The organism is Flavobacterium fluviale (assembly GCF_003312915.1).
Taxonomy (GTDB): Bacteria; Bacteroidota; Bacteroidia; order Flavobacteriales; family Flavobacteriaceae; genus Flavobacterium; species Flavobacterium fluviale.
In genome coordinates this window covers 4,743,517-4,767,485 of sequence record NZ_CP030261.1, presented here as the reverse complement: position 1 = coordinate 4,767,485, position 23,969 = coordinate 4,743,517, and the positions used below count along the sequence as shown (strand labels likewise).

Sequence of the window (23,969 nt, the reverse complement as noted above, 5' to 3'; positions counted from 1 at the left end):
TGTGATGAATATAAAATCTAAATTTAAAATTTTTCCAGTTTTATTGGTTGTCTATATAAGTGTTTTGCCTTTTTTGGTCGTTTATCTATCGGCTGCATCTCCAGTAGCTGGCTTGATTTTACCAGTTTTATTCTTGGCTTTTATTGTCTTTTTTTGGATGACAGTTTTTAGGACTAGAGCATGTGAGGTTGAAATTAGTGATAATGTTATAATTATAAAACGTTATTTTGGATTAGGAAAATCTATCGATTATGATTTTGATTCATTAGATGGTTTTATAACTTTATTTGAATCGAGTAAGGGAAATGTTTCGGAATCTATTTTTATTCTTAAAAATGGAAAAAGAGTAGGTAGTATTTCTAGTTTTTATCACATTAATTTTAATCAGTTAAAGTTAGTTTTTAAAGAGAAACTGATCGATCTCGGAGAAAGAGAATCTTCTTTTATAAAAGAAAATGCGGAGTTGTTTAGATAAATAAAAAAATCCTGTTTGTTTTTACAAACAGGATTTTTTTATGAATTGTAATACAGAAAACTGTAATTACGATTGAAAACCAATTCTTAGAACTGCTCTCTTCCAGCAAAGTGGAATGCGCTTTCGATAGCAGCGTTTTCGTCACTGTCAGATCCGTGAACTGCATTTTCTCCGATAGAAGTAGCGTATGCTTTACGAATAGTTCCTTCAGCAGCTTCAGCTGGGTTTGTAGCTCCAATTAAAGTTCTGAAATCTTCTACTGCGTTATCTTTTTCTAAAATAGCAGCAACAATTGGTCCGCGAGACATGAATTCAACTAATTCTCCGTAGAAAGGTCTTTCTGCGTGAACTGCATAAAATGCTTTTGCATCAGCTACAGGTAATTGAGTTAATTTTAATGAAACGATTTTGAAACCACCATTAGTAATCATTGCTAAGATATTCCCGATGTGTCCGTTTGCAACAGCATCTGGTTTAATCATTGTAAAAGTTCTATTTGTTGCCATTTTATATTTTATTAAATTTTGTGCAAAAGTATACTTTTTTTATCAATTGATTTTAATAAAATCATAATTAAAACTCTTTAGAATAATGTTTTGATCAAGAAAAGATTATATGGTAAAAAATTAAACTTTAAATATTAATTTGTTTCTGTAGAATATCCATAAAATAAATGTCCAGATTGCTACATATGTCAAAGCGCCTGCAAGAGATGCTGTCATTGGGTTGCTGAAAAAAGGTGCAATTCCGAAGCGGTATAAATAATCTAAAAGATTGGTCTGCTCTTCAGGATTATGAGGATTTTGAAATCGAATCATAGTTAATGCCTGCGGAATAATCTGTGAAGCAAAAAATACAATCATTGGATTTACACCCCAAATTACAAATAATTTAAAGCCTTTTTTATATTCGGCAATATCAATAATGTAATACAATAGGGCAAGACAAGTTGAAGCTAAACCTGTTGTATACAAAACATAACTGCTGCTCCAAAGTGATTTGTTAATTGGAAAAACAAAATTCCAGATTAATCCTCCAATAATTAAAGCAATTCCGGCAATTGCCATTTTTTTTGCCTTTTCGGGTTTTAATATATTTTGGAGTAATAGCTGGCCGATTAGTAAACCAATAATTCCGTTTACAATTGACGGCATAGTGCTCAAAATTCCTTCCGGATCCCAAGTATTAGTCTCATGGTACATATGTCCTTTTAAAAGAATACTGTCAACCCACGCTGCTAAATTGGTTCCTCGTTCCAAATTAGCTTCTCCAATTCCGGGAACAGGAATAAAAGTCATCGCTGCCCAATATCCTAGAAGCAAAAACGCTCCAGTAATAATTTGTGTTTTCTTAGATGTTTTTAAATATAAAAGTGAAACAACAAAATAAACTACTGCAATACGTTGCAAAACACCAGGAAGTCTCACGCCTTCGTAATTTTCGAAACCACCGTATGCTAAGATCAGATATATAAATAATATGCCAAAAGCTAGTATGTTTTTTATTTTAGTGCTGAAATTCCCCATTAGTGCGTATCCAATTGCAATCGTAATGGCTAATCTTGCAATAAGTAATGGAATGCCTTCAAGTCCAAATAACTGAATTTTTCCAAAGAAGTTAAAAAATATTCCAAGACATAACATTCTTAAAGAACGAACAAGGATTTTACTAAATGTAGTATCGTCGTAAATTTTGTCCGGCATTGCAAGAGGAACTGCAACTCCCATTATAAATACAAAAAATGGAAATACAAGATCGGTTGGCGTACAGCCGTTCCAATGTGCGTGTAAAAGCGGCGGATAAACATTTCCCCAGTCACCGGGATTGTTTACAATAGTCATTAATAGAATAGTCAGTCCGCGAAAGACATCAAGCGAAATTAGGCGTTCTCTTACCATTTGGTTAGTTAGTTAATAGGTTATAAAAATAATTCTATTTGGTTTGAGAGAAGCAATAATCTCGGAAATGAGCTGGTTATTTGTTCCGAAATAATTACTTTAATTTTTTAAAGATAATTATTTTAGGTGATTATGATGTTAAAATTGTTTTCCAGCGGTTTTAATTTCTGAATTAATAGTGGAATTAACTGATCTCCGTTTTCGAGATAAAATTCAGAGAAGTTGGCTTGACGTTCTTGAAGACTGTAATTAGGAAACAATTCACATTGTAAATCGGTTACACGCTGTAATTGATCCTGAAGCTTTCGCTTTTGAGCTTTTAATAAACGTTTTTCCAGATTTTCTAACCCTTTTTTCTGCTTTACTTCTTGTGCTTTTACAGCTCCAGAAAAAGATTTGTCTGTTTTTTCGGCCAACTCAAAAAGATAATTGAATTGTTTTTCAAGTGCTTCTTTTTGTTCCGTTAAATCAATTGGAAAAGGAGATAATTTGTGTGTAATTGTATTAGTTAAGGTTTCAGATTTACTGAATAAATCTTTCCAGCTTAAATTTAAATTATCAGCTTTTTTAGCTTGTTTTTCGGTAGCTAAAAGTACAGAGTTTCGAACCAATAAAATTGGGAAAGTAATATTTACGGCATCAAAGAATGCTTTTAGTTCCAGCCAATAAGCAATTTCACCGCCTCCGCCAATGTAACATAAATTTGGCACAATAATTTCCTGATACAACGGACGCATAATTACATTTGGACTAAATTTTTCAGGATTACTGTCAACTAATTTTAGAATTTCATCTTTAGAGAATGAAATTTTGGTGTTGTTAACCCAATATTTATCATCCTCGAAAATTATTCTTTCTCGTAATTTATCTTCTATATAAAATAAATTAATTTCTCGCGGATTTACCTGAACAGTATAGTCTGAAAGATTTTCAATAGATTTTTGAACTTCCTTAAATGACGTTTGATTTTCTAACTCATTTTTTATATACGGAACAAAAGCGCGTTTTAAATCGGCATTGTCAGCATCTATAATAACTAGTCCATAATTTGAGAAAAGACTATTGGCTAGAAAACGTGTAGCATCAGCTAGATTTTCATGTTTTAAGTAGGCTTCTTCAAATAGTTTTTTTAAAGTATTTGCATTTGAACTTGAACCTAATTCTTTAGAATAAACCTCAAATAAATCTTCTAAACCTTTTGGCGATAATCTACCAACAGGACCAGTGCTTTCTGCATTCCAGCGGATTTTTTTTCCTTTAAAATTAAAATAATTAATTTCTTCAAAATCATGATCTTCAGTCGCCATCCAATAAACAGGCACAAAATTATACGAAGGATATTTTGATTTTAATTCTTTAGTTAAATTAATGGTAGAAATAATTTTATATAAGAAATACAGTGGACCGGTAAATAAATTTAATTGATGCCCAGTTGTAATTGTAAATGTATTTTCTAACGCTAAAAGAGTAATGTTGTGTTGAGTTGATTCTGAAACATCAATATTTTCATATTGTTTTTTTAAAGTTTCAACCAATGCAGTTCTATTATTGTTATCAAAATTAGATGCTTTTTCTGCAATCTGTTTTTCGAAATTTTCGAACGTAGGGAAGTTGTTGTACAGCGGTTTTAATTCTGTTTTTTGATCTAAATAATCTTGCATCAATTTAGAAAAATATCCAGAAGATTGAAAGCTGATACAGTCGGTAGGCATAATTTTAAATTTATTTTTGACAGCTGTAAATTTAATGAAAATATACAGTTAAAAACTCTTTTAACGATTGCTTAAGATTTGATTTTTGATTTTTCTTTTAAAGTTCCAGTAATCAAGTTTTTAAAAACAGATTAAATGCTTCTTTTTAAAATGTAAAATACATGAAATTTGTTAAAAAAACATAAGTGTTCTAAAACTAATTCTATTAAAAATGAATTATTAGTAATGAAACTATATTTTTGTAGTCAAAAAAAAGTTATATCTATTTTACATGAAAACGAACCCAAATCAAAAGAACTCCCTAAAACATGTTCTTTTTGGAAGCCTTATTGGCACGACAATCGAATTTTTTGATTTTTATATTTATGCCAACGCCGCTGTGTTGGTTTTCCCTCAGCTATTTTTTCCTAGTTCAGATTCAACAATGGCTACATTAGAATCTTTAGCTACTTTTTCAATTGCTTTTTTATCACGTCCTCTAGGTTCTGCTTTTTTTGGACATTATGGAGATAAAATCGGTCGTAAATTTACTTTGGTTGCAGCCTTATTAACGATGGGAATTTCTACAGTTACAATTGGATTTTTGCCAAGTTATGCGAGCATTGGAGTTGCTGCGCCTTTATTGTTAATGTTATGTCGATTTGGACAAGGTGTTGGTTTAGGAGGCGAGTGGGGTGGAGCCGTTTTATTGGCGATCGAAAATGCACCGCCAAATAAACGTGCTTGGTACGGAATGTTTCCACAATTGGGCGCTCCAATAGGTTTGTTACTTTCTGGTGGAACTTTTCTACTATTAACAGATTCTATGAGCAATGAGGATTTTATGGATTATGGATGGAGAATTCCGTTTATTGCCAGTTCGCTTCTGGTAATAGTAGGATTTTATATTCGAACAAAAATTACGGAAACTCCTTCTTTTGAAAATTCTAAAAAAGAACAAGAAGAAGTCAAGGTCCCATTTTTAGAATTAGTAAAATCATATAAAAACCAGCTGATTTTTGGAACATTTGCCGCGATTACAACTTTCTTGGTTTTTTATTTAATGACCGTTTTTACATTAAGCTGGGCAACTTCGGACTTGGGAATTGTAAAGAGAGATGGTTTATTAATACAATTATTTTCGGTATTGTTTTTTGCGATTTTTATTCCGGTTTCTGCTGTAGTGGCTGATAAAATTGGACGTCGTAAAATGCTTATTATAGCTACAGCAGCAATTGCTGTTTTCGGATTTTTCTTTTCTTACTTTTTAAGTTCGGGAAATATTGTTTTAGTCACCGCTTTTGCCTGCATCGGAATGGCATTAATGGGATTCACTTACGGTCCGCTGGGAACTTTTCTATCCGAGTTATTTCCAACGAATGTCCGTTATTCTGGTGCTTCGTTAACGTTTAACATGGCTGGAATTCTTGGAGCTGCTTTCGCGCCAATGATAGCCATTTGGCTGGCTTCTACTTACAGTGTTAGTTATGTTGGGTTATATTTAACAGCTGCGGCATTTATATCTTTAATTTCATTTTTGGTGATTAGCAAAGACGAACATAAGTTTTAATTTATACCTTGAAAATTTAAGCAAAGTCCGCAACGTATTAATTTACTTTGCGGACTTTCTTTTCTTTATCTTTTTAAACTAAAATGACCTCTAAATTCTGTTCCATTGAATCTTGTCACGGTAAACCAATAATCTGATGCAGGTTCTTGATGTCCAAGATAAGTTCCATCCCAAGAAGTATCGGGACGTAATTCTTTAATTAATTTTCCATAACGGTCAAAAATTCTGATACCGCTGTTAGGAGCTAAATAATCAAAATCAATTGTCCAAGTATCATTATGGCCATCATTATTTGGTGTAAAGAATTTTGGATAGGGAAGCTCTTCAACAAAGTGAATGCATTCTGCTGTCGTCGCTCCAAGTATATTTACAGTTACGGGAATTTTATCACTTTCGCAGTTGCTAATTGTTTGAGAAGCATAGTATGTCATTCCGTTTTCAAGAGTCGTTGATTCAGATAAAAGGCTGTCTGATGAAGAACTTCCATACCATTTTATATTTTGACCGTTTATAGCAATATTACTGATTTTGGCATTTTTTTGAATACAAAATGATTGTGGTGAATCTGAAAATGGAATTTGGGTATCCTGAATTTTTACTGTTACAGCCAATCGTGGGCTTTCACAATTATTTAGAGTTTGTGTCGCATAATAAACCGCAGTTTGTAATAAACTTGTCTCTTGTAAAATATTTCCGTCTGTTGCTTGATCGTACCATTTAAGGTTCGTTCCGGTTATATTAAGGTTTTCTAAAGTAGCAATTTCATCAATGCAGAATTGCTGATTGTTATTACCAGTTGGTAAACTAGTATCATAAACCTTTATCAAAACAGATGTTCGATCGCTCTCGCATCCAACAGTTTGAGAAGCATAATAAGTTCTATTGTTTTCTAACAAAGTGGTATTTGGCAGGGAAGCTGCCGAAAAAGCACTGTCATACCATTTCACATTTTGACCTGTCATTTGAATGTTACTTAATTTCGCATTCTCGCTTTTACAAAACTCTAGATTTCCGTTGGCAGTTGGAGCAGATGGAGTGCTTATAAATGAAATTGTAATTCCCAATCTAGAACCTTCACAATTGTTTTCTGTTTGAGAAGCATAGTAAGTTTTTCCATTTTCGAGATTTGTGGTTTCTAATAATAACGAACCATTACTTAAAGCGTCATACCATTTTATTGAAGTTCCTGTAATTTGAATGTTTGCTAAAGTTGGATTTTGTCCCGTACAAAATGTCTGATTTGCATCGCCAGAAGGAGCATGAGTATCTTGAATTTTTATGGATACAGGAGTTCTTTCGCTTTCACAGCCATCTATAGTTTGAGAAGCATAATAGGTCTTAGCGTCTTGAAGCAAAGTTGTATTGGGTAAAAGGGATCCGTTTGTTAATGCGTCATACCATTTTATGTTTTGCCCTGTGATTATAATTGAATTTAGTGCGGCATTTTCCTGAATACAAAATGATTGAAGGCTGGCTAAAGCAGGCTTTGGAATAAAATTTGTAAAAGGATTGATAGTAACTGTGGCTGCATTTGAAATACAGCCATTATTATTTTTGACCTTGATCAAGTAGGTGTTAGGGTCAAGATCTGATTTCATTGCACTTGTAGTCCAGCTAACACCATTATCGAAACTATATTCTGTTGCAGTGTCGGTAATTGTAATAGTACCTTTAAGATTATTGCAGTCTGGCTGGATAGTTTTAAATAGAGGATTGCTCGGATAATCCGTTGGAGGATTAATGGTTGTAGTTACTGCAGCAGACTCACAACCACTACTATTTTTAACGCGAACCATGTAGGTTCCAGCTATTAAATTTCCTGAATTAGGATTGGATGAATAATTTTTACCATCGTCAAAACTATATTGATCGGACGTGCTTGTAATTAAAATAGAGCCAAATGGATTGCTGCAAGTAATAGGCTGAGTAACAGTTAAAATTGGAGTTGCGGGAGCGTTTGGCGCAACATTGATTGTTGCTTTATACGCTATAGATGCGCAGCCATTTGTATATTTTATTCGGATAAAATAACTTCCGGGAGATAAATTTGCACTATTGCTAGTATCCCAGGTAAGACCATCGTCAAAACTATATAGATTAGCAACCGTAGAAACCACAATACTGCCTTTTGGCGAATTACAGCCAATTGGATCCGTAACTACCACTTGTGGTGCGTCAGGAATTACAGGTGCGGCTTGTATAGTGACTGGTGCCGCCAGAGAAATACAACCAGAATTATATTTAACCATCAAATTATAGGTTCCTGCGGATAGGTTAGATTTTGTATTGGATGTTCCATACGTAATTCCGTTATCAAAACTATAAAAATCGGCTGTAGTATTAATTGAAATGGATCCTGTAAAATCTGTGCAATTAGGCTGGATTGCCGTAAAGGCAGGAGCAGTAAGCGGTGCAAGTGGTGAAATGGTAACTGTAGCAGCATTTGAAACACAACCCGCTGAGTTTTTAATTTTTATAAAATAAGTACCCGGAGAAAGATCTGTTTTTGTATTAGAAAAAACGTAGGTCAATCCGTTGTCATAACTATAAGTTGCCGCATTTGTTGTAATGTTAATAGAACCTTTTGATGAGCTGCAATTTGGCTGGGTGCTAGTAAAATCTGGAGCTGCAATTGTAGTGCCAGAACTCAAATTGACAACAGTTGTTGCTGATTCACAACTATAAGAATTTGTTTTGATTTTAATAATATACGTACCAGCCCCTACATTTATTTTCGTAGGACTTGTCGTCCAACTGTTTCCATCATTAAAACTATAACTTATTGCTGATGTTGTTATAGTTATGCTGCCATCAGTGGCCCCGCAGGAAGAAGGTTGAACTATTTTTACAGCGGGCGCAGCAGGAATTGAAGGGGGAGTATTTATATACATATAACTACTGTAAGAGGTACAGCCTAGAGTGTTTTTTATTATTACATTGTATGAGCCGCCAGCTAAATTTTTCTTTACAGGATTTGTAGTCCAAGTTATTCCTCCATCAAAACTATATTGGTCCGCAGCAGTATTTATTATTAGAGTTCCAGTAGGAGCACTACATGTTGGTTGAATAGCAGATACATTTGGTGAGGAAAGGTAAAATTTGTTTATGGAGAAATACTGTGAATTTGATTTACAACCCGTTGCATTTTTAATAAGGACATTATAAGATGAACTAGCAGGATTTAATAAAATTGGATTTGTAGTCCAAGTACTGCCCCCATCAAAACTATATTGGTCCGCAGGAGTTGTAACAGTAATACTTCCTCCATTTCCGCAGGTTGGTTGTACTACTTTTACATTTGGATTGGGAAGATAATAAGGATTAATATACATCGATAAACCATAAGACTTACAACCCGTTGCATTTTTTATCACGATGTTGTAATAACCAGAAGTAAGTCCTGAAAGAACAGGATTAGTTGTCCAAGTATTGCCGTTATCAAAGCTGTAAGAACTTGCAACTGTTGCGATACTAATACTTCCATTGATTCCACATGTTGGCTGGATTAATGTAAAATCTGGATTAGGTAAATAGTATTGTTGTAGGCTAGCGTATGCGCTGTAAGGGTTAGACATGCACCCAGTAGCATTTTTTACCATCAAATAGTAAGTGTTTGGACTTAGATTAGTAAATGTAGGGCTAGTACTCCAGGTTTTGCCTCCATCTATACTGTATTGTGCTTCAGTTGAAGTAAAGGTTATAGTTCCTCCAACTCCACAAGTAGGTTGTGTAGTTTTAAAAGTGGGAATTGGAAGATAAAATTCTTGAAGCGATACCGAGTTTGAGCTTGAAACACAACCTTGAGCATTTTTGATTACTGGGTAATAATATCCTGCTGAAAGATTTGAAAACACAGGATTTGTCCCCCAATTTATCCCGTCAATACTATAAGAACTTGCAGCAGTATTAATTTTAATACTGCCTTTTGTGCCGCATCCTGGCTGAACGATGGTTAAGTTGGGCTGTGCCAGTTTGGAGGAATCGAGATAAATAGAAACATAATTGGATGTACAATTATCTTTTTTTATCATTAAATTGTAATATCCCGGACCTAAATTATTAAAAACATTACTCGTGCTCCAGTTTGTGCCATAATCAATACTGTAATAATCTGCAGTAGTATTGAATGTAATATTGCCAATATTTCCACAACTCGGATTAGTAACTGTATAATCTGGGTCAGGAAGTTTTGCGTTATTAATCAAAACACCTACAGAGTTAGAAACACAACCTAAATTGTTTTTTATTGCAATGTTGTAATAGGTATAAGAATTAAGGTTTGATAAGGAAGGAGAAGTTCCCCAAGTGTAGCCTCCATCAAAACTATAGAAACTAGCAGTTGTATTTATAGTAATGCTGCCTGCAGATGTACAAGTGGGTTGAACAACTGTATACGCGGGTACATCTATATTTGGATTATTTAGATAAATAGTAGTTGGATAAGAGGTACAGCCAAGGCTATTTTTTATAATTATGGTATAAATCCCAGGAGGTAATGATTTAGAATTGACAGTTGTCCAGGTTGCACCATTATCAAAACTATAAAAATCTGATAGTGAGTTGATAGTGATTTTTCCGTTTGCGCCACAAGTGGGCTGTTCTTGAGTAATAACTGGCGAACTCAGATAAGGCTGATATAAAGAAACATAACTAGAAGCGCTGATACATCCCGCGCTGTTTTTTATTTTTATTTGATAGCTTCCAAATGGCAGCTTTTTAATATTATTGCTAGTCCAAGTTACTCCATTATCAAAACTGTATGAATCTGCTGCAGTAGTAATAGTTATGCTGCCATCTGTTCCGCAAATTGGTTGTTCAGTTGTATATTGAGGATAGAAATCCTTAAAATCATTTAAATAAGCATATGTATAATAAGAAGTACAGCCTAAAGCATTTTTAATTCCTAAAGAATAGCTTCCTGCATTTAAATTACTCATTGTGTTGTTTGTAACCCATGTGTTTCCTCCATCAAAAGTGTAAAAATCCGAAAGTGTATTAATGGTTATACTTCCTTTTGCAGTACAAGCAGGCAATAGAATTGTATAAGTTGGGGTTTGTAGCGTATTACTACTGATAAGTACATTGTTTGCCGATGAAATACAACCTTGTGAGTCTTTGGTACGAATTTTATAATTTGCAGGTAAAAGATTGTTAGCGGTAGAATTATTTACCCAAGTTGTACCGTCATCAAAGCTGTAATATGCGGCTGGAGTTGTAATAGTAATGCTTCCGCTATCTCCGCAAAATAAAGGATTAGTATAAGTGTAATTTGGATACAAGGTAGAAGCAGCTGTAATAGTCACACTTTGAGAGTAGGAAGTACATCCATTTATGGTCTTTATTTTTACTAAATAAGTTCCAGGATATAAATTACTCTTCGTGTCGCTTGTACCCCAAGTAGAGCCATCATCAAAACTATATTGTGATGCCGCTGAGGTTACTTTTATTGTTCCTGTAGAAACAAAACATGAGGGCTGCGTAATCTGTAAGGAAGGAGAAACAGCAGTTTGACTGGGTTCTATGGTAACACTTGCAGTGCTGGTGCATCCAAAAGAATCTGTGACAGTAACAGAATAATCTCCTAACGAAGTTACCGTAATACTTTGTGTACTTCCACCAGTACTCCATAAATACGAAGATCCTGGAGAAGCAGTTAATACAGTGCTTCCAGAGCAGACATTTAAGATACCTGTAATATTTGCTGTCGGATTTCTTACCTCTAGATTGACAGAAATAATTTTGTAGCAAGTTGCGTCCTTGCTCACTCTGACAAAAATAGAAGCACTTGAACTTGGATAACTTGTAAAATTAGTAATAGCATTTAAGTTGGAATCTGCCTCGTTATAATTTTTGAAATAACTAAAATTTAAACCCGTAGTTGAAGGAACCACTAGAGGATTTAGTGTAGACAAATCAAAATTTTCACTTCCGTCACGGTTTGCATCACATTGAGATATTTTGGCAGTTGTTACATTAATGGCACAACTTGAAGAGCAGTTCAAAAAAGAAATATCCCAGCCAGGATTTGCGTCCGAATCTATGGCAGAATTAAATGTGGTTCCTGCACAGGAAGTTCCAGAAATGTCATAATCAATTTGTACGCCTACATTATAATTGGCACTTGTAATATTTGGAAAATCACTATTTTTTAATGTAAAACAGAATTTTTTATTTGTTGTATCTAAACTTGAAGTAGTGGATGTACTATAAATTGACACATTATTACTATTGTAAACATTTAAAGTGATTTTGTTTACAGACGCAGAAATTCCTCCAGAATTAGGAATAGTATAACTGCCGCAAACTGATATAGGTAGAGTAGGACAAACTTTATTCAAAGGATCAAGTTCTATAGAACCTTGCAGATTTTCTGCAGAATGTAAGGTACAAACATCATCAATATACATATACCCAAAATGCCCGCCCAAACCACATCTTGAAGCCATAAATTCAACTGTAAATTCTTCATTATTAGGAATTGATGAAATATCCAATAACCCTGATTGCCAATTACCGGTATATAAAGTAACATAGTCAGAAGTCTGACTCGGAACCTTGCTGAAAATGCAATTTTTTTCATCTCCAACTAAACAAAATTCACTCACAACCTTATTATTTTTATCTAAAATTCGTGCTTTTACAAAAGCTTGATTATCAGTATGACTATTGTCATAAACACTTTGTAATACTGCTTTGTAGTTAAATTTTAGATAATTTTCATTATTTGTTTTAAACCTTTTGCCCTGAACAATAGAACCATAGGTAGAGGAATTTTCATAATTAATTTTAAGAGCATATTGATCAAATGCTTTAATGTCTCCTATATATGGGTCAACCAAATTGGCAGAAACGCCAGTTGCCATAATATTCATGTTATTAGGATTATAGCGATTGATATATGAATCGGCAGTATTGGTGATCGATCGGCATTGCGTTGGTCCGGGAGGATCACCTATTGTGCAAAGAAAATTCTTAAGATAACTGTTTCCGTTTACGGTTTCATATTGCTCAAAACCTCCATTGGTACACATTTCTACTCCTTGAAGAGTAGCTGCTGTTTTTGAAGTCAAATTTCCATCTTTTGAATTTAAAATCACTTTTTTTAAATTCAGGACTTCTTCTTTCATCTTTTCCTCCCTAATTTTCAAAAATTGTTTTTGCTGTTCCAAATTTTGAATTAGATGCCCATTTTTATCTTCTAATAAAAAATTATTGGACGAATTCGGATTAATTTCTTGCCCAAAAACACAAGCACATTTGATAAAAACAATAAATAAGAGTAAAATTTTCTTCATATAGGATATTTAACAGCGAGGCAAATGTAATTAAATATCCTACAAAACAAAATCAAAAACTCAAAACATCATCCAATAAAATCTTTCCCATAAAAGTCTCTAAATATCTCGTATTTTTGCAAAAAATAATTCCTCTTGAAAACGAAACTTTTTGTAATTACGCCTCCTTTTACCCAACTGAATACTCCGTATCCGGCAACGGCATATATAAAAGGTTTTCTGAATACCAAAAATATCGAATCGGCTCAAGCTGACTTGGGTATTGATGTAATTTTGGAACTGTTTTCGAAAAAGGGATTAATTAATTTGTTTCAAGTTTCAAGTTTCAGGTTTGAAGTTGGAAACGTTGAAGTTTCCGATAATTCCAAAAGAATTTTTGCTCTTCAAGACGAATATATTAAAACGATCGATTCTGTAATCCAGTTTTTGCAAGGGAAAAATCCAACTTTGGCTTTACAGATTTGTCAGGAAGATTTTCTGCCAGAAGCTTCTCGTTTTGCACAACTAGAAGAACTAGATTGGGCTTTTGGAACAATGGGAACTCAAGACAAAGCAAAACATTTGGCAACTTTATATCTGGAAGATATTTCAGATTTTATTGTAGAATGTGTTGACGAGAATTTTGGTTTCAGCCGATATGCCGAACGTTTAGGACGAAGCGCCAATTCTTTTGATGAATTGTACGAAGCTTTACAGCAAGAACCAACTTATATAGATTCGATTTTAATTTCTCTTTTAAAAGCCAAAATTGAAGCTGTAAGACCAACTTTATTTCTAATTTCTGTTCCTTTTCCAGGGAATTTATATAGCGCATTTAGATGTGCGCAATGGGTAAAAGAAAATCATCCTGAAATTAAAATTTCGATGGGTGGAGGTTTCCCTAACACCGAATTGCGTTCGCTTTCTGATAAACGTGTTTTCGAATTTTTCGATTTTATCACTTTAGATGATGGAGAAGTTCCTATCGAAGAATTAATTTTTCATTTAGAAAATCCAGACTCAAATTCTTTCAAAAGAACATTTTTATTGGAAAATGGAGAAGTAGTTTATAAAAATAATTCCTTAAAACACGATTATAAACAAGCTTACGTAGGAACTCCAGATTATTCAGATCTGCCTTTGGATAAATATATTTCGGTTATCGAAATTGTTAATCCGATGCACCGAATGTGGAGTGACGGAAGGTGGAATAAGCTCACAATGGCACACGGCTGTTATTGGGGAAAATGTACTTTTTGTGATATTTCTTTAGATTACATCAAAGTATACGAACCTGTTGCTGCAAGTCTGCTTTGCGATCGAATGGAAGAATTGATCGAAAAAACAGGTCAGAACGGATTTCATTTTGTTGATGAAGCTGCACCGCCAGCTTTAATGCGTGCTTTGGCGCTTGAAATTCTAAAAAGGAAACTAGCCGTAACTTGGTGGACTAATATTCGCTTCGAAAAAAGTTTTTCAAAAGATTTATGTCTGTTACTGAAGGCTTCAGGTTGCATTGCTGTTTCAGGTGGTTTAGAAGTAGCTTCAGATCGATTATTGAAATTAATTGATAAAGGTGTTACGGTTGAACAAGTTGCGAAAGTAACCCGAAATTTTACTGAAGCGGGAATTATGGTTCATGCCTATTTAATGTATGGATATCCAACGCAGACGATTCAGGAAACAATTGACAGTCTCGAAATGGTACGTCAATTATTTGAAGCTGGAGTTTTACAGTCTGGATTCTGGCATCAATTTGCTTTGACAGCTCATAGTCCGGTCGGGTTATATCCTGAAAAATTTGGCGTAACCAAAAAAACAGAAGCAATTGGAACTTTTGCCAATAATGATATTGAATATACCGATTCAACTGGAATCAATCACGATAAATTTAGCTTCGGATTAAAGAAATCGCTTTTCAATTTCATGCACGGAATTTGTTTTGATTACGAATTGCAAGATTGGTTTGATTTTAAAATTCCGAAAACCAAAATTCATCCCGATTTTATTTTTGATGCACTTCAGGAACAGAACGATTTTAACACAAAACCAAATGCAAAAGTGGTTTGGCTTGGCGGAAAACCATCTGCTGAAATTTTTATAAAATCGAAAAAAGGAAGAAGCTGGGAAATGATGTTCTTAACTTTTCACGATAAAAAAGAAAGCTTCAATATTCAAACCAGCAAAGAAGAAGGGGAGTGGCTGATTTCAATCTTGTCTAAAATTTCCATTTCAAATGCTAAAAATTATACCTTTCAAGAAGTGAAAAATGATTTCGAAACTTCATTAGAAGATTTCGAATTATTTTGGTATTCAAAACCAGTAAATACGCTTCGCGAATTCGGACTATTATTGCTTTAATATTCAACACATTCCCCGTCTTTCGGAATGGAAGTTTTGGTTAAAAGTCCATGATCTGAAAGAGCAGTTCGTAATTGCAATCTCGTTGTAGGACAATGATTTAAAGCTTCGATATGATTGGCCAGAACTTTTCCTGGAGCAAGGGTTGCAAATTTCAAAATGTCATCCATTCGCATTAATAACGGCTGTCCGATATCTAATCGTGCAGTACCGCAGGCGACAATCGAAATATCTGGTTTAAACTGTGTCAGAACTTTTTCGACATGTTCGGTAAAAATAGTGTCAGAACTAACATAAATTGATTTTTGATCTGCCAATTCGATAAGAAATCCCATTACATTTCCCATTAATCTAGAAATAAAACCATAACCATGAATGGCAGGAATTCCAGTTATTTTTCCGTCTAAAAATTTTTGAGGTTCCCAATATTCTAAAGTTTGAATAACGGTCAGTCCTCTTTGAAGAAGTGCTTTTTCGTCCTTAGAGCTGCAGATTACAGGAACACTTTTTCTTCGTAAAAATACTTCGCCGGCTTTATCAATATGATCTGGATGCAAATGAGTAATTAAGCAATGTGTAACTCGGCTTAATATTTCACGGCTGTTTTTTGGCAGTGCCACCAGCGGATTTCTTTTGGGCTTGTATCTAAAAATAGTAAAAGGCGGAATCGTTTTTCTTTTGCCTAACATTGGGTCCACTAAAATGACATGCTTTTCTGTTTCAATCACCAAAGTGGCATTTCGCAAATGATGTAATTTCATATCGAGGAAATTTAGATATTAAAAATACAAAGATTTTCGAAAATCTATTTACAGATTTTTCTTTATTTTTAGTAGAATTGTGATTTTATCCAATAGAAAATCGAAACCCAATGCCATGAAGGTTTTCTATCGAAATGCCTTCTTCATTTGCTAATATTTTGCGAAGACGCGAAATAAAAACGTCAAGGCTTCTGCCCATAAAATAATCGTCCGTTCCCCACAAAGAAGTTAAAATTTGTTCACGCTTTAAAACTGAATTTTTATGATCTAGAAAAAGTTTCAATAATTCGGCTTCACGCTGGGTAAGACCTACTTTTTCTTCATTATTAAAAAGAATAAAATTTTTAGTGTCAAACTGATATTTTCCCACTTCGTAAATAGTTTTTACAAGCGGAATATTTTTCTGCGAACGTTTTAAAAAAATCTCAATTTTCAAAAGTAATTCTTCTATGCTAAAAGGTTTCACGAGATAATCATCAGCTCCTAAACGTAATCCTTTAATTCTGTCTTCTTTTAAAGTTTTTGCCGAAAGAAAAATAATAGGAATATCAAGATCGATTTTTCTAATAGCTTCTGCCAGATTAAAACCATCCATTTTCGGCATCATAATATCAAAAATGCAGATATCAAAATCTTCTTCTTCAAAAGTTTTCAGTGCCGCTTTTCCGTCAGAACAATGAATTACTTCATAATTATTCTGCTCCAAGTTGTCTTTGGTTAAAAACGCAAGAGTTTCGTCATCTTCGGCATATAGTATTTTGAAATTTCTCATTTTTTATAAGGAATTGATAAGGTTATTGTTACGCCTTTTTCAACATTGTTTTCAGCTTTTATTTTCCAGTTCTGCAGCGTACAGATTTCTTTTACATAATATAAACCGAGACCAAATCCGTTTACTTCGTTGCTTTTTTCGTTTTGGACACGGTAAAACTTATCAAAGATAAAAGATATTTTTTTAGGAGTAATCCCAATTCCATTATCAATAAACTCAAGTTTTAAACAATTTTTTTCTTCTGTAATTTTGATTGTTACTTCTGGTTTTACGCTGCAGTATTTTACAGCATTATCCAATAAATTATAAACTAAATTGGCAAAATGAAAAGTATCAGTTTCTATTGCATAATCATTGGATGAAGTTTCAATTTTAAAAACAGCTTCGGGATATTTTAAATTGATATTTGAAATCGCTTCTTCAATTATCGGAACAATTAAAATACTCTCTTTTTTAAGTTCTAATGGCTTATAATCGGACTTAGCAATATTTAGAATTTTCTCGATGTGCCCATTTAATTTATTTCCTTGATTGATAATTATATCGGTATAGGTAAAAAGCTTTTTGTCTTCCTTAATAGGTTTTTGTTCAATTAAATATTTAGATGCAATCAGAATTGAAGCCAATGGTGTCTTAAATTCGTGCGTCATGTTATTGATGAAATCGCGCTGTAACTCTGAATATTTTTTTTGCTGCAAAAGTTTAAAAATAGAATAAACGTAAATGAGCAAAATCAAAATTAAAGCGGTTGAAAGGACAAACCAAAAACGCATGGAGCTAAATAAATATGTAGTTTCATTTGGAAAACGAACAGCAAAATAATAGACAAGATTTTTATGTTTAGGGAAATAGACGCTTTTTTTGCATTTCTCCTTTTTAGAAAGTGCAATATAATCCCCATAAATCATTTCATCACTCTGACAATTATACATTGCGTATTCAAAATCTGTAGTGATATTCATTTTTTTGAATTCCGTTTTGAGATAAAATTCTAAAATCTCGGGTTCAAATTCATTGTCGACATTTACGATATAATAGTCGTTCGATATTTTCTGTACGGGATTCTGTACCGGCAGTTCATGGTTTGTTCCTTCATAAAGCTTTTTTGCCACTTCCAATAAAGCAATATGTGCTTTCTGGCTCAGTTTTTTCTGTTCTATAGTAAAAGCCTCTTTTGTCCATAACAGCTGCGCAACCAAAATACTTATTATGGCCACCAACCCTAATAGAATGATGCTGTTGAGTTTATTAATTTTCAAGAATAAGGAATTTAAAAGTGTAATATTAATCAATTTTACCCTGAAAATAAGCGATTAACAAGTCATTAACAAACATTTGAAAGCAGTTAACAGCGATTTGATTTTGTCTGAAATACCTTTGTAATATCAAATTAGAACTATAAACCATTTTAAATATATCCGTTATGAAAATGATTAAAATTTCGATGTTAGCTTTAGCTTTAGGCCTAATGTCTTTTTCGGCAATTGCACCAGTTCAATCTTTAGTTTCAGGAACTTCAACTGTTGAAATAGCTGCTTCTACTATTGTTTGGAAAGCAGAAACAATTGACGTTGGACAAATTCCACAAGGAACTCCAAAAGCAATTGTTTACGAATTTAAAAATACAGGAAAAACAGCCGTTGTAATTACAAACGTGCAAGGATCTTGCGGTTGTACTGCAACAGATTATACAAAAGAGCCAATTCAGCCAGGTAAGTCGGCAAAAGTTACTGCAACTTACAATGCTGCAAACAAAGGCGCTTTTACAAAAACAGTTACTGTAACAACTAGTGCAGAAACAACACCAAAAATCCTTACTTTAAAAGGTACGGTTATCTAAGAATTTTAATAGGTTGGTTATATGGCAAGCTCCAGACAAGTAATTGTTTGGAGCTTTTTTTATGGAGTATCATTACTTTGAAAAGAAGAAAAGAAGTTGAGTAAATTTATTTGCGAAGACTTTGATTTAATAGAATTTTTTCTACTTTTAATAAAAAAATCTGGTATGAAAATTTGGTATTCGCTTTTTATTACGGTTGTACTTTTTACTGTTTTTTCGTGTAACTCTAAAGCAGATAAAAGAGAAGAAAATTCGATTAAAACAGTTGAGAAAATTCCAGAATTGAAACTTACAATTGACAGTACTCGAGTTGCTGCATTTTATGAAAGTTATCCGAAACTTGCTAAATTTAAAAGTGATGTAACTTCTTTATATCAAAAAAATAAATCAACTCAATTGTGGCAGGATAACAAAGGAGTTGTAGAATTTGGTAATACTTTATTCAATCAATACAAAAACCTGGATCAAGAAGGATTAAAAGCGAATTTTCCATACAGCGAACAATTGAATCTGGTTTTTGATAATAATGCTGCCAAGAAATTATCAAAGGAAGATACTGATTTACTTCTTTCTAATCTTTATTACTATTATGCCGAAAAAGTATACGGAGGATTTGATGAAAAAACGGTTATTTCTTTAGAATGGCTTTTACCTCGTAAAAAGTTCAATTATCAAGTGCTTTCAGATTCGATCTTTAAAAAATCGACCATTTTAGACGATAAGAAAAGAAAGATGTTCAGCCAATATTATAAACTTCGTGATGCTCTAAAAGAATACAGAGAAATTGAGAAAAAAGGCGGCTGGAAAACCATTGAAACGGGAGAAGATTTTAAAAGTTTAAAATTAGGCGATTCTTCAAATGTTATAGCTCAAATTAGAGAAAGACTTTTTGTAACTAAAGATCTTAAAGAAGATACTAAAAGCGCGGTTTGTGATACGGTTTTAATAAAAGCCATGAAAAACTATGAACTGCGACACGGTTATGCGCCAAAAAACACCATTTTAGCAGAACATATAAACGATTTGAATATTCCAGTTTCTGACAGGATAAAAACCATAATCGCCAATATGGAACGCTGCAGATGGATTGACCCTGAATTGGAAAAAGGGAAAAAGTACATCGAAGTAAACATTCCTGAATTTAAATTGTATTTAATTGAGGATGGAAAAATTGCTTTTACTTCGCCTGTTGTTGTGGGTAAAGCGATGACAAAAACCGTAATTTTCAGCGGAATGATGAACAATATTGTTTTTAGTCCGTATTGGAATGTGCCGCCGAGTATTATTGCAAAAGAGATAAAACCAGGAATGGCGAAAGATAAAAACTATCTGCAAAAGAAAAATTTAGAATGGAATAATGGTGCCGTTCGCCAGCTTCCGGGAAAAAATAATTCTTTGGGATTGGTGAAGTTTTTGTTTCCAAATTCAAGTAATATTTATCTGCATGATACTCCTTCTAAAAGTTTGTTTGAAAGAGAAAGCAGAGCTTTTAGCCACGGCTGTGTGCGTGTGGCAAAACCTCGTGAATTGGCAATTGAATTGTTAAAACCAGATCCATCTTGGAATCCTGCCAGAATCGATAAAGCCATGCACGCCGGAAAAGAAAGCTGGTATACGCTTAAGAAAAAAGTTCCTGTTTATATTGGCTATTTTACAGCGTGGGTAGACCGCGAAGGGCAGTTGAATTTCTACAAAGATATTTATCAAAGAGATGAAAGTCTGCTGAAACTATTGACGGAAGAATAAAAGTTTAAATTCCAATTCCAATAATTCAGAAGGAAAAAATTGAATCCAGAGATTGATCGATTAAAGAGAATTATAGAAAATGGGTGCTAAGCTTTTAATCTGTGGCAAAAACTACTTAGATAAAACATCAATACATTTATAAAAACGTTTGGTATAATGTTCTGTATCAAGAGCTGTAATCGTAACTTGTTGTGCTTTTCCAGATGAAGCGTGAATAAATTTAGAATGCATTCCGTTAGCTTCGCATATAATTCCAAGGTGGCCAACAATAGTTCTGTCTTTGTAACCGTAAAAAACTAAAATATCTCCAACCTTAAAATCTTCAGGTTTTAGAGCTTTTCCCAAATTCTTATAACCGCTCGAACTTCTTGGCAATGTCAAACCAAAATTGCTATACACATAACTTACAAAACCAGAGCAGTCAAAACCTTTTTTCGGGTTACTGCCTGCGTACAAGTAAGGTGTTCCCAAATATTCTTTGGCATATGCAATAATAGAATCCCGATCAATTTCGGCTTTAATTTTAGGATTTTGAGTTATTTTTTGTTTCTCTTCTCTTTTCACAGTAAAAGAAGAAAATAAAAAAAGAGGAAGTAAAAAAATATAAAGGATCGATTTCATTTTTTTTAGTCTTATATAAGTTGAAACGTTAAAGATAAACCGTTATTTTCTTCTAAAAGAACAAAAACACCCTTTAAAAGTACAAATAACATTCGTTATCCTTCAAATGATGTGTTTATGTGGTGTTTTTTTATTGTATTTTGACATTTTAGTATCTTTCTGTCTAATTCATTTCAAATATATTTGTGAATCGTATTTATATTTTAACAAATAAATTATGTTTCCCAAAAAAATAGCTCTTTTAATTTCGTTTTTGCTGATTTCGATCGTTTCGACTTCGCAAACGCAAAATTCAAGTAAAACTTTTTTATACCATGGCCGAATTGATAAACTTCAAAACGATAATGTCATTTTGATAGGGACTGCATCTTCGGTTTCGTTTAATTTTATTGGAAATGAATGTTCAATTGCACTTCAAAGTGTAGATTCTTATCAACATCATAATTATGTTCAGGTGGTTTTGGATGGAAAATATATTGGGAAAATCAGGATAGAAAAAGGCGATGTTCAGACATTTCCAATAAAAGTGACTTCAAACAAGAAAGAACATCGTTTAGAAATCTATAAAAATACAGAAGCGCAAAGCGGTAATATTTTATTTGCAGGAACAACGGCAAAACTGACTACAATTTCTTTTAAAAAGAAAAAGAAAATCGAATTTATCGGTGATTCAATTACTTGTGGCGCGGCAAGTGATCCGTCTGATATTCCTTGTGATAAAGGAGAATATATGGATCATCACAACAGTTATTATGCATACGGACCAAGACTTTCGAGAACACTTGGTGTCGATTATTTAATGAGCTGTGTGTCTGGAATCGGAATGTATCGCAACTGGAATGACGAAAACAAAGACGAAGCAATAATGCCGGATATTTATCCGAATTTATATTTAACGAAAGATCCTTCGAAACCTAAATATGATTTTGCTTTTCAGCCGGATATTATAAGTATTGCTTTAGGAACCAATGATTTTTCTGGTGGAGACGGAAAAAAAGAACGCCTTGCATTTAATCCTGAAAAGTATGTTTCGAATTACATCAATTTCATCAAAATGTTATACCAACACAATCCGAATGTGCAGATTGTAATTACGAATAGTCCAATGGTTGGCGGAGAAAGAGCAGTTGTTTTTGAAGATTGTCTGAACAAAGTAAAATCAGCATTCGATTCTGATAAAACACACAAACCTATTCAGATTTTCAAATTTAAGCCGATGACACCAAAAGGTTGTTCAGGACATCCAGATGTGGCAGATCATAAAGTTTTGGCTGATGAATATGCTCCATTTTTAAAAAGCTTATTACATGAAAAATAATATTTATAAGTTTGTTTTCTTTCTATTGATTTCCAGTACTATGATGGCAAACGTTTCGCTTCCGAATATTTTTAGTGATAATATGGTTTTACAGCGCAATTCTGAAGTGAAAGTTTGGGGTTGGGCAAATCCAAAAGAGGAAATAAAACTGGTTTCTGGCTGGAATAATCAGGAATATAAAACCGTTGCCAATAATCAGGCAAAATGGGAAATCACGATTAAAACTCCAGAGGCTGGCGGACCTTTTTCTATTTCGATAAAAGGCTACAATGAAGTCATTTTAAAAAATATTTTGATTGGCGAAGTCTGGCTTTGTTCGGGACAATCGAATATGGAAATGTCGGCAAGCTGGGGAATTGACAATGGTGAAGAAGAGATGAAAAACGCCTCGAATTCTAATATTCGATTTTTTACCGTTCCGAAATTGACTGCAGAAAGTCCGCAGAATAATTTGCTTGGAAATTGGACTGAATCGACACCGGAAACTATGAAATATTTTAGTGCCATTGGTTATTTTTTTGCCAAACGCCTTCGCGAAGATTTAAAAAATGTTCCAATCGGATTAATTTCTTCCAATTGGGGCGGGACTCCAGCCGAAATATGGATGCCAGAAGATGTGGTTAATAATGATACACTTTTACTGGAAAATGCCAAAAAACTAAACGAACAAGAATACGGACCAAGACAGCCTGGACGCGCTTATAATGCAATGATTTATCCAATTGTCGGATTTAAGATTGCAGGAACGCTTTGGTATCAGGGAGAATCGAATGTAGGTTCTTTGGTTTATGATAAAACTTTAGGCGCCTTAATTACGTCATGGAGAAAAGAATGGAAAGATGATTTCCCTTTTTATTATGTTCAAATCGCGCCTTTTAAAACGGGAACAAACAACTTTTCAAATGTGACGGTTAGAGATTCTCAAAGAAAATTATTGAAAGAAGTTTCAAAAACCGGAATGGTCGTTATCAGCGATATTTCAGACACAATTGATATTCATCCCAAAAATAAAAAAGATGTTGGAATTCGTCTGGCCAAGTTGGCTTTGGCTGAAACCTATAAAGTCAATTCCAATTTGGTAAATGGACCACTTTTTAAAGACATTAAAATTGAGAAAAATAAAGTGGTAGTTTCTTTTGATTATGCTGATGGATTGTATTTTAAAGATAAAAAATCGAATCAATTTGAAGTCGCTGGAACAGATGGAGTTTTCTATCCAGCCGAAGCTTCGATTAAAAATAATGAAGTGATTTTGACAAGTAAAAAAGTTACAAGTCCAGCAAAAGTGAGGTTTGCATGGGGAAATACAATACAGTCAGATTTGTTTAATAAAGCGAATTTGCCTGCATCTTCTTTTACGTCAGAATTTTAGATTTTAGATTTTTTTGTCATGCTGAGCGAAGTCGAAGCCCGCATAGTTTGTCATCCTGAGGAACGAAGGATCACACTCGGGATTCGCCAAAGATTGGGAATATTCTGTGTGTCCCGAAGCGTCGGGATAGTGCGATTTCTCCTTTCAGTCGAAATGACAAGATTGTGTCTTTTGAAAATGTTTGCGTGAAGGATAGCAGTGGAAAGCCCACAGCCTGACGAAGGAAGTGCGAGGACTTGAAACGGATAGCCCGACCCGCCTTTTTCGGCG

At 33.7% G+C, this 23,969-nt stretch carries 15 protein-coding genes; 7 read left to right on the top strand and 8 right to left on the bottom strand.

Annotation, left to right across the window (positions count from 1 at the left end; all coding sequences use genetic code 11):
• Position 1: 1 nt before the first annotated feature.
• Positions 2–475 (top strand): hypothetical protein, encoded by a 474-nt coding sequence (locus tag HYN86_RS20550; protein ID WP_162789413.1) that lies wholly within the window; start codon positions 2–4, stop codon positions 473–475.
• Positions 476–561: 86 nt separating this feature from the next.
• Here the strand turns inward: HYN86_RS20550 and HYN86_RS20545 are convergent, their stop codons facing one another.
• The 3 genes from HYN86_RS20545 to bshC all read right to left on the bottom strand — a co-directional run bounded on the left by HYN86_RS20545 (position 562) and on the right by bshC (position 4,085).
• Positions 562–981, bottom strand: a complete 420-nt coding sequence (locus tag HYN86_RS20545; RefSeq protein ID WP_113679745.1) for a nucleoside-diphosphate kinase — start codon at positions 979–981, stop codon at positions 562–564.
• Positions 982–1,101: 120 nt separating this feature from the next.
• A complete protein-coding gene (locus HYN86_RS20540; RefSeq protein ID WP_113679744.1) occupies positions 1,102–2,373 on the bottom strand; it encodes an acyltransferase family protein in 1,272 nt (423 codons plus the stop codon).
• A 122-nt stretch (positions 2,374–2,495) separates the two neighbouring features.
• Positions 2,496–4,085 (bottom strand): bacillithiol biosynthesis cysteine-adding enzyme BshC, encoded by a 1,590-nt coding sequence (gene bshC / locus HYN86_RS20535; RefSeq protein ID WP_113679743.1) that lies wholly within the window; start codon positions 4,083–4,085, stop codon positions 2,496–2,498.
• A gap of 271 nt (positions 4,086–4,356) precedes the next feature.
• On the opposite strand from bshC, the gene HYN86_RS20530 reads away from it, so the two are divergent.
• On the top strand, positions 4,357–5,634 hold the full coding sequence (locus tag HYN86_RS20530) for an MFS transporter (RefSeq protein ID WP_113679742.1): 1,278 nt from the start codon (positions 4,357–4,359) through the stop codon (positions 5,632–5,634).
• Positions 5,635–5,699: 65 nt separating this feature from the next.
• Here the strand turns inward: HYN86_RS20530 and HYN86_RS20525 are convergent, their stop codons facing one another.
• Positions 5,700–12,929, bottom strand: a complete 7,230-nt coding sequence (locus HYN86_RS20525; protein WP_113679741.1) for an Ig-like domain-containing protein — start codon at positions 12,927–12,929, stop codon at positions 5,700–5,702.
• 135 nt (positions 12,930–13,064) lie between these two features.
• Between HYN86_RS20525 and HYN86_RS20520 the strand changes: the two genes are divergently transcribed.
• Positions 13,065–15,269 (top strand): B12-binding domain-containing radical SAM protein, encoded by a 2,205-nt coding sequence (locus tag HYN86_RS20520; protein ID WP_113679740.1) that lies wholly within the window; start codon positions 13,065–13,067, stop codon positions 15,267–15,269.
• Here the strand turns inward: HYN86_RS20520 and HYN86_RS20515 are convergent.
• From HYN86_RS20515 to HYN86_RS20505, 3 genes are all read right to left on the bottom strand, one after another.
• On the bottom strand, positions 15,266–16,030 hold the full coding sequence (locus HYN86_RS20515; protein ID WP_113679739.1) for an MBL fold metallo-hydrolase: 765 nt from the start codon (positions 16,028–16,030) through the stop codon (positions 15,266–15,268). The two genes, HYN86_RS20520 and HYN86_RS20515, sit on opposite strands and share 4 nt — an antisense overlap.
• A gap of 85 nt (positions 16,031–16,115) precedes the next feature.
• Positions 16,116–16,802 carry a response regulator transcription factor gene (locus tag HYN86_RS20510; protein ID WP_113679738.1) on the bottom strand — a complete coding sequence of 229 codons (687 nt, stop codon included), beginning with the start codon at positions 16,800–16,802 and terminating at the stop codon, positions 16,116–16,118.
• Positions 16,799–18,061, bottom strand: a complete 1,263-nt coding sequence (locus HYN86_RS20505) for a sensor histidine kinase (RefSeq protein WP_113680020.1) — start codon at positions 18,059–18,061, stop codon at positions 16,799–16,801. Before HYN86_RS20505 ends, HYN86_RS20510 begins: the two co-directional genes overlap by 4 nt.
• Before the next feature lie 164 nt (positions 18,062–18,225).
• Here HYN86_RS20505 and HYN86_RS20500 point away from each other — a divergent pair, with 164 nt between their 5' ends.
• Positions 18,226–18,642, top strand: a complete 417-nt coding sequence (locus HYN86_RS20500) for a DUF1573 domain-containing protein (RefSeq protein WP_113679737.1) — start codon at positions 18,226–18,228, stop codon at positions 18,640–18,642.
• Positions 18,643–18,807: 165 nt separating this feature from the next.
• Entirely contained in the window at positions 18,808–20,388 is a 1,581-nt protein-coding gene (locus HYN86_RS20495; RefSeq protein WP_113680019.1) for a L,D-transpeptidase family protein, read from the top strand.
• Positions 20,389–20,499: 111 nt separating this feature from the next.
• Here HYN86_RS20495 and HYN86_RS20490 read toward each other — a convergent pair whose 3' ends face one another.
• Entirely contained in the window at positions 20,500–21,009 is a 510-nt protein-coding gene (locus HYN86_RS20490) for a C40 family peptidase (RefSeq protein ID WP_113679736.1), read from the bottom strand.
• Positions 21,010–21,226: 217 nt separating this feature from the next.
• On the opposite strand from HYN86_RS20490, the gene HYN86_RS20485 reads away from it, so the two are divergent.
• Both HYN86_RS20485 and HYN86_RS20480 read left to right on the top strand, forming a co-directional pair.
• Complete coding sequence (locus tag HYN86_RS20485) at positions 21,227–22,327, top strand: SGNH/GDSL hydrolase family protein (RefSeq protein ID WP_113679735.1); 1,101 nt, start codon at positions 21,227–21,229, stop codon at positions 22,325–22,327.
• Complete coding sequence (locus HYN86_RS20480; protein WP_113679734.1) at positions 22,317–23,699, top strand: sialate O-acetylesterase; 1,383 nt, start codon at positions 22,317–22,319, stop codon at positions 23,697–23,699. The genes HYN86_RS20485 and HYN86_RS20480 overlap by 11 nt, the downstream gene beginning before the upstream one ends.
• The last annotated feature ends 270 nt before the right edge of the window (positions 23,700–23,969 follow it).

Excerpts from the sequence above, each read along its gene's own strand:
- HYN86_RS20545 (WP_113679745.1), bottom strand. The coding sequence starts at position 981 with ATGGCAACAAATAGAACTTTTACAATGATTAAACCAGATGCTGTTGCA.
- HYN86_RS20540 (WP_113679744.1), bottom strand. The coding sequence starts at position 2,373 with ATGGTAAGAGAACGCCTAATTTCGCTTGATGTCTTTCGCGGACTGACT.
- bshC (WP_113679743.1), bottom strand. The coding sequence starts at position 4,085 with ATGCCTACCGACTGTATCAGCTTTCAATCTTCTGGATATTTTTCTAAA.
- HYN86_RS20530 (WP_113679742.1), top strand. The coding sequence starts at position 4,357 with ATGAAAACGAACCCAAATCAAAAGAACTCCCTAAAACATGTTCTTTTT.
- HYN86_RS20525 (WP_113679741.1), bottom strand. The coding sequence starts at position 12,929 with ATGAAGAAAATTTTACTCTTATTTATTGTTTTTATCAAATGTGCTTGT.
- HYN86_RS20515 (WP_113679739.1), bottom strand. The coding sequence starts at position 16,030 with ATGAAATTACATCATTTGCGAAATGCCACTTTGGTGATTGAAACAGAA.
- HYN86_RS20510 (WP_113679738.1), bottom strand. The coding sequence starts at position 16,802 with ATGAGAAATTTCAAAATACTATATGCCGAAGATGACGAAACTCTTGCG.
- HYN86_RS20500 (WP_113679737.1), top strand. The coding sequence starts at position 18,226 with ATGAAAATGATTAAAATTTCGATGTTAGCTTTAGCTTTAGGCCTAATG.
- HYN86_RS20495 (WP_113680019.1), top strand. The coding sequence starts at position 18,808 with ATGAAAATTTGGTATTCGCTTTTTATTACGGTTGTACTTTTTACTGTT.
- HYN86_RS20490 (WP_113679736.1), bottom strand. The coding sequence starts at position 21,009 with ATGAAATCGATCCTTTATATTTTTTTACTTCCTCTTTTTTTATTTTCT.
- HYN86_RS20485 (WP_113679735.1), top strand. The coding sequence starts at position 21,227 with ATGTTTCCCAAAAAAATAGCTCTTTTAATTTCGTTTTTGCTGATTTCG.
- HYN86_RS20480 (WP_113679734.1), top strand. The coding sequence starts at position 22,317 with ATGAAAAATAATATTTATAAGTTTGTTTTCTTTCTATTGATTTCCAGT.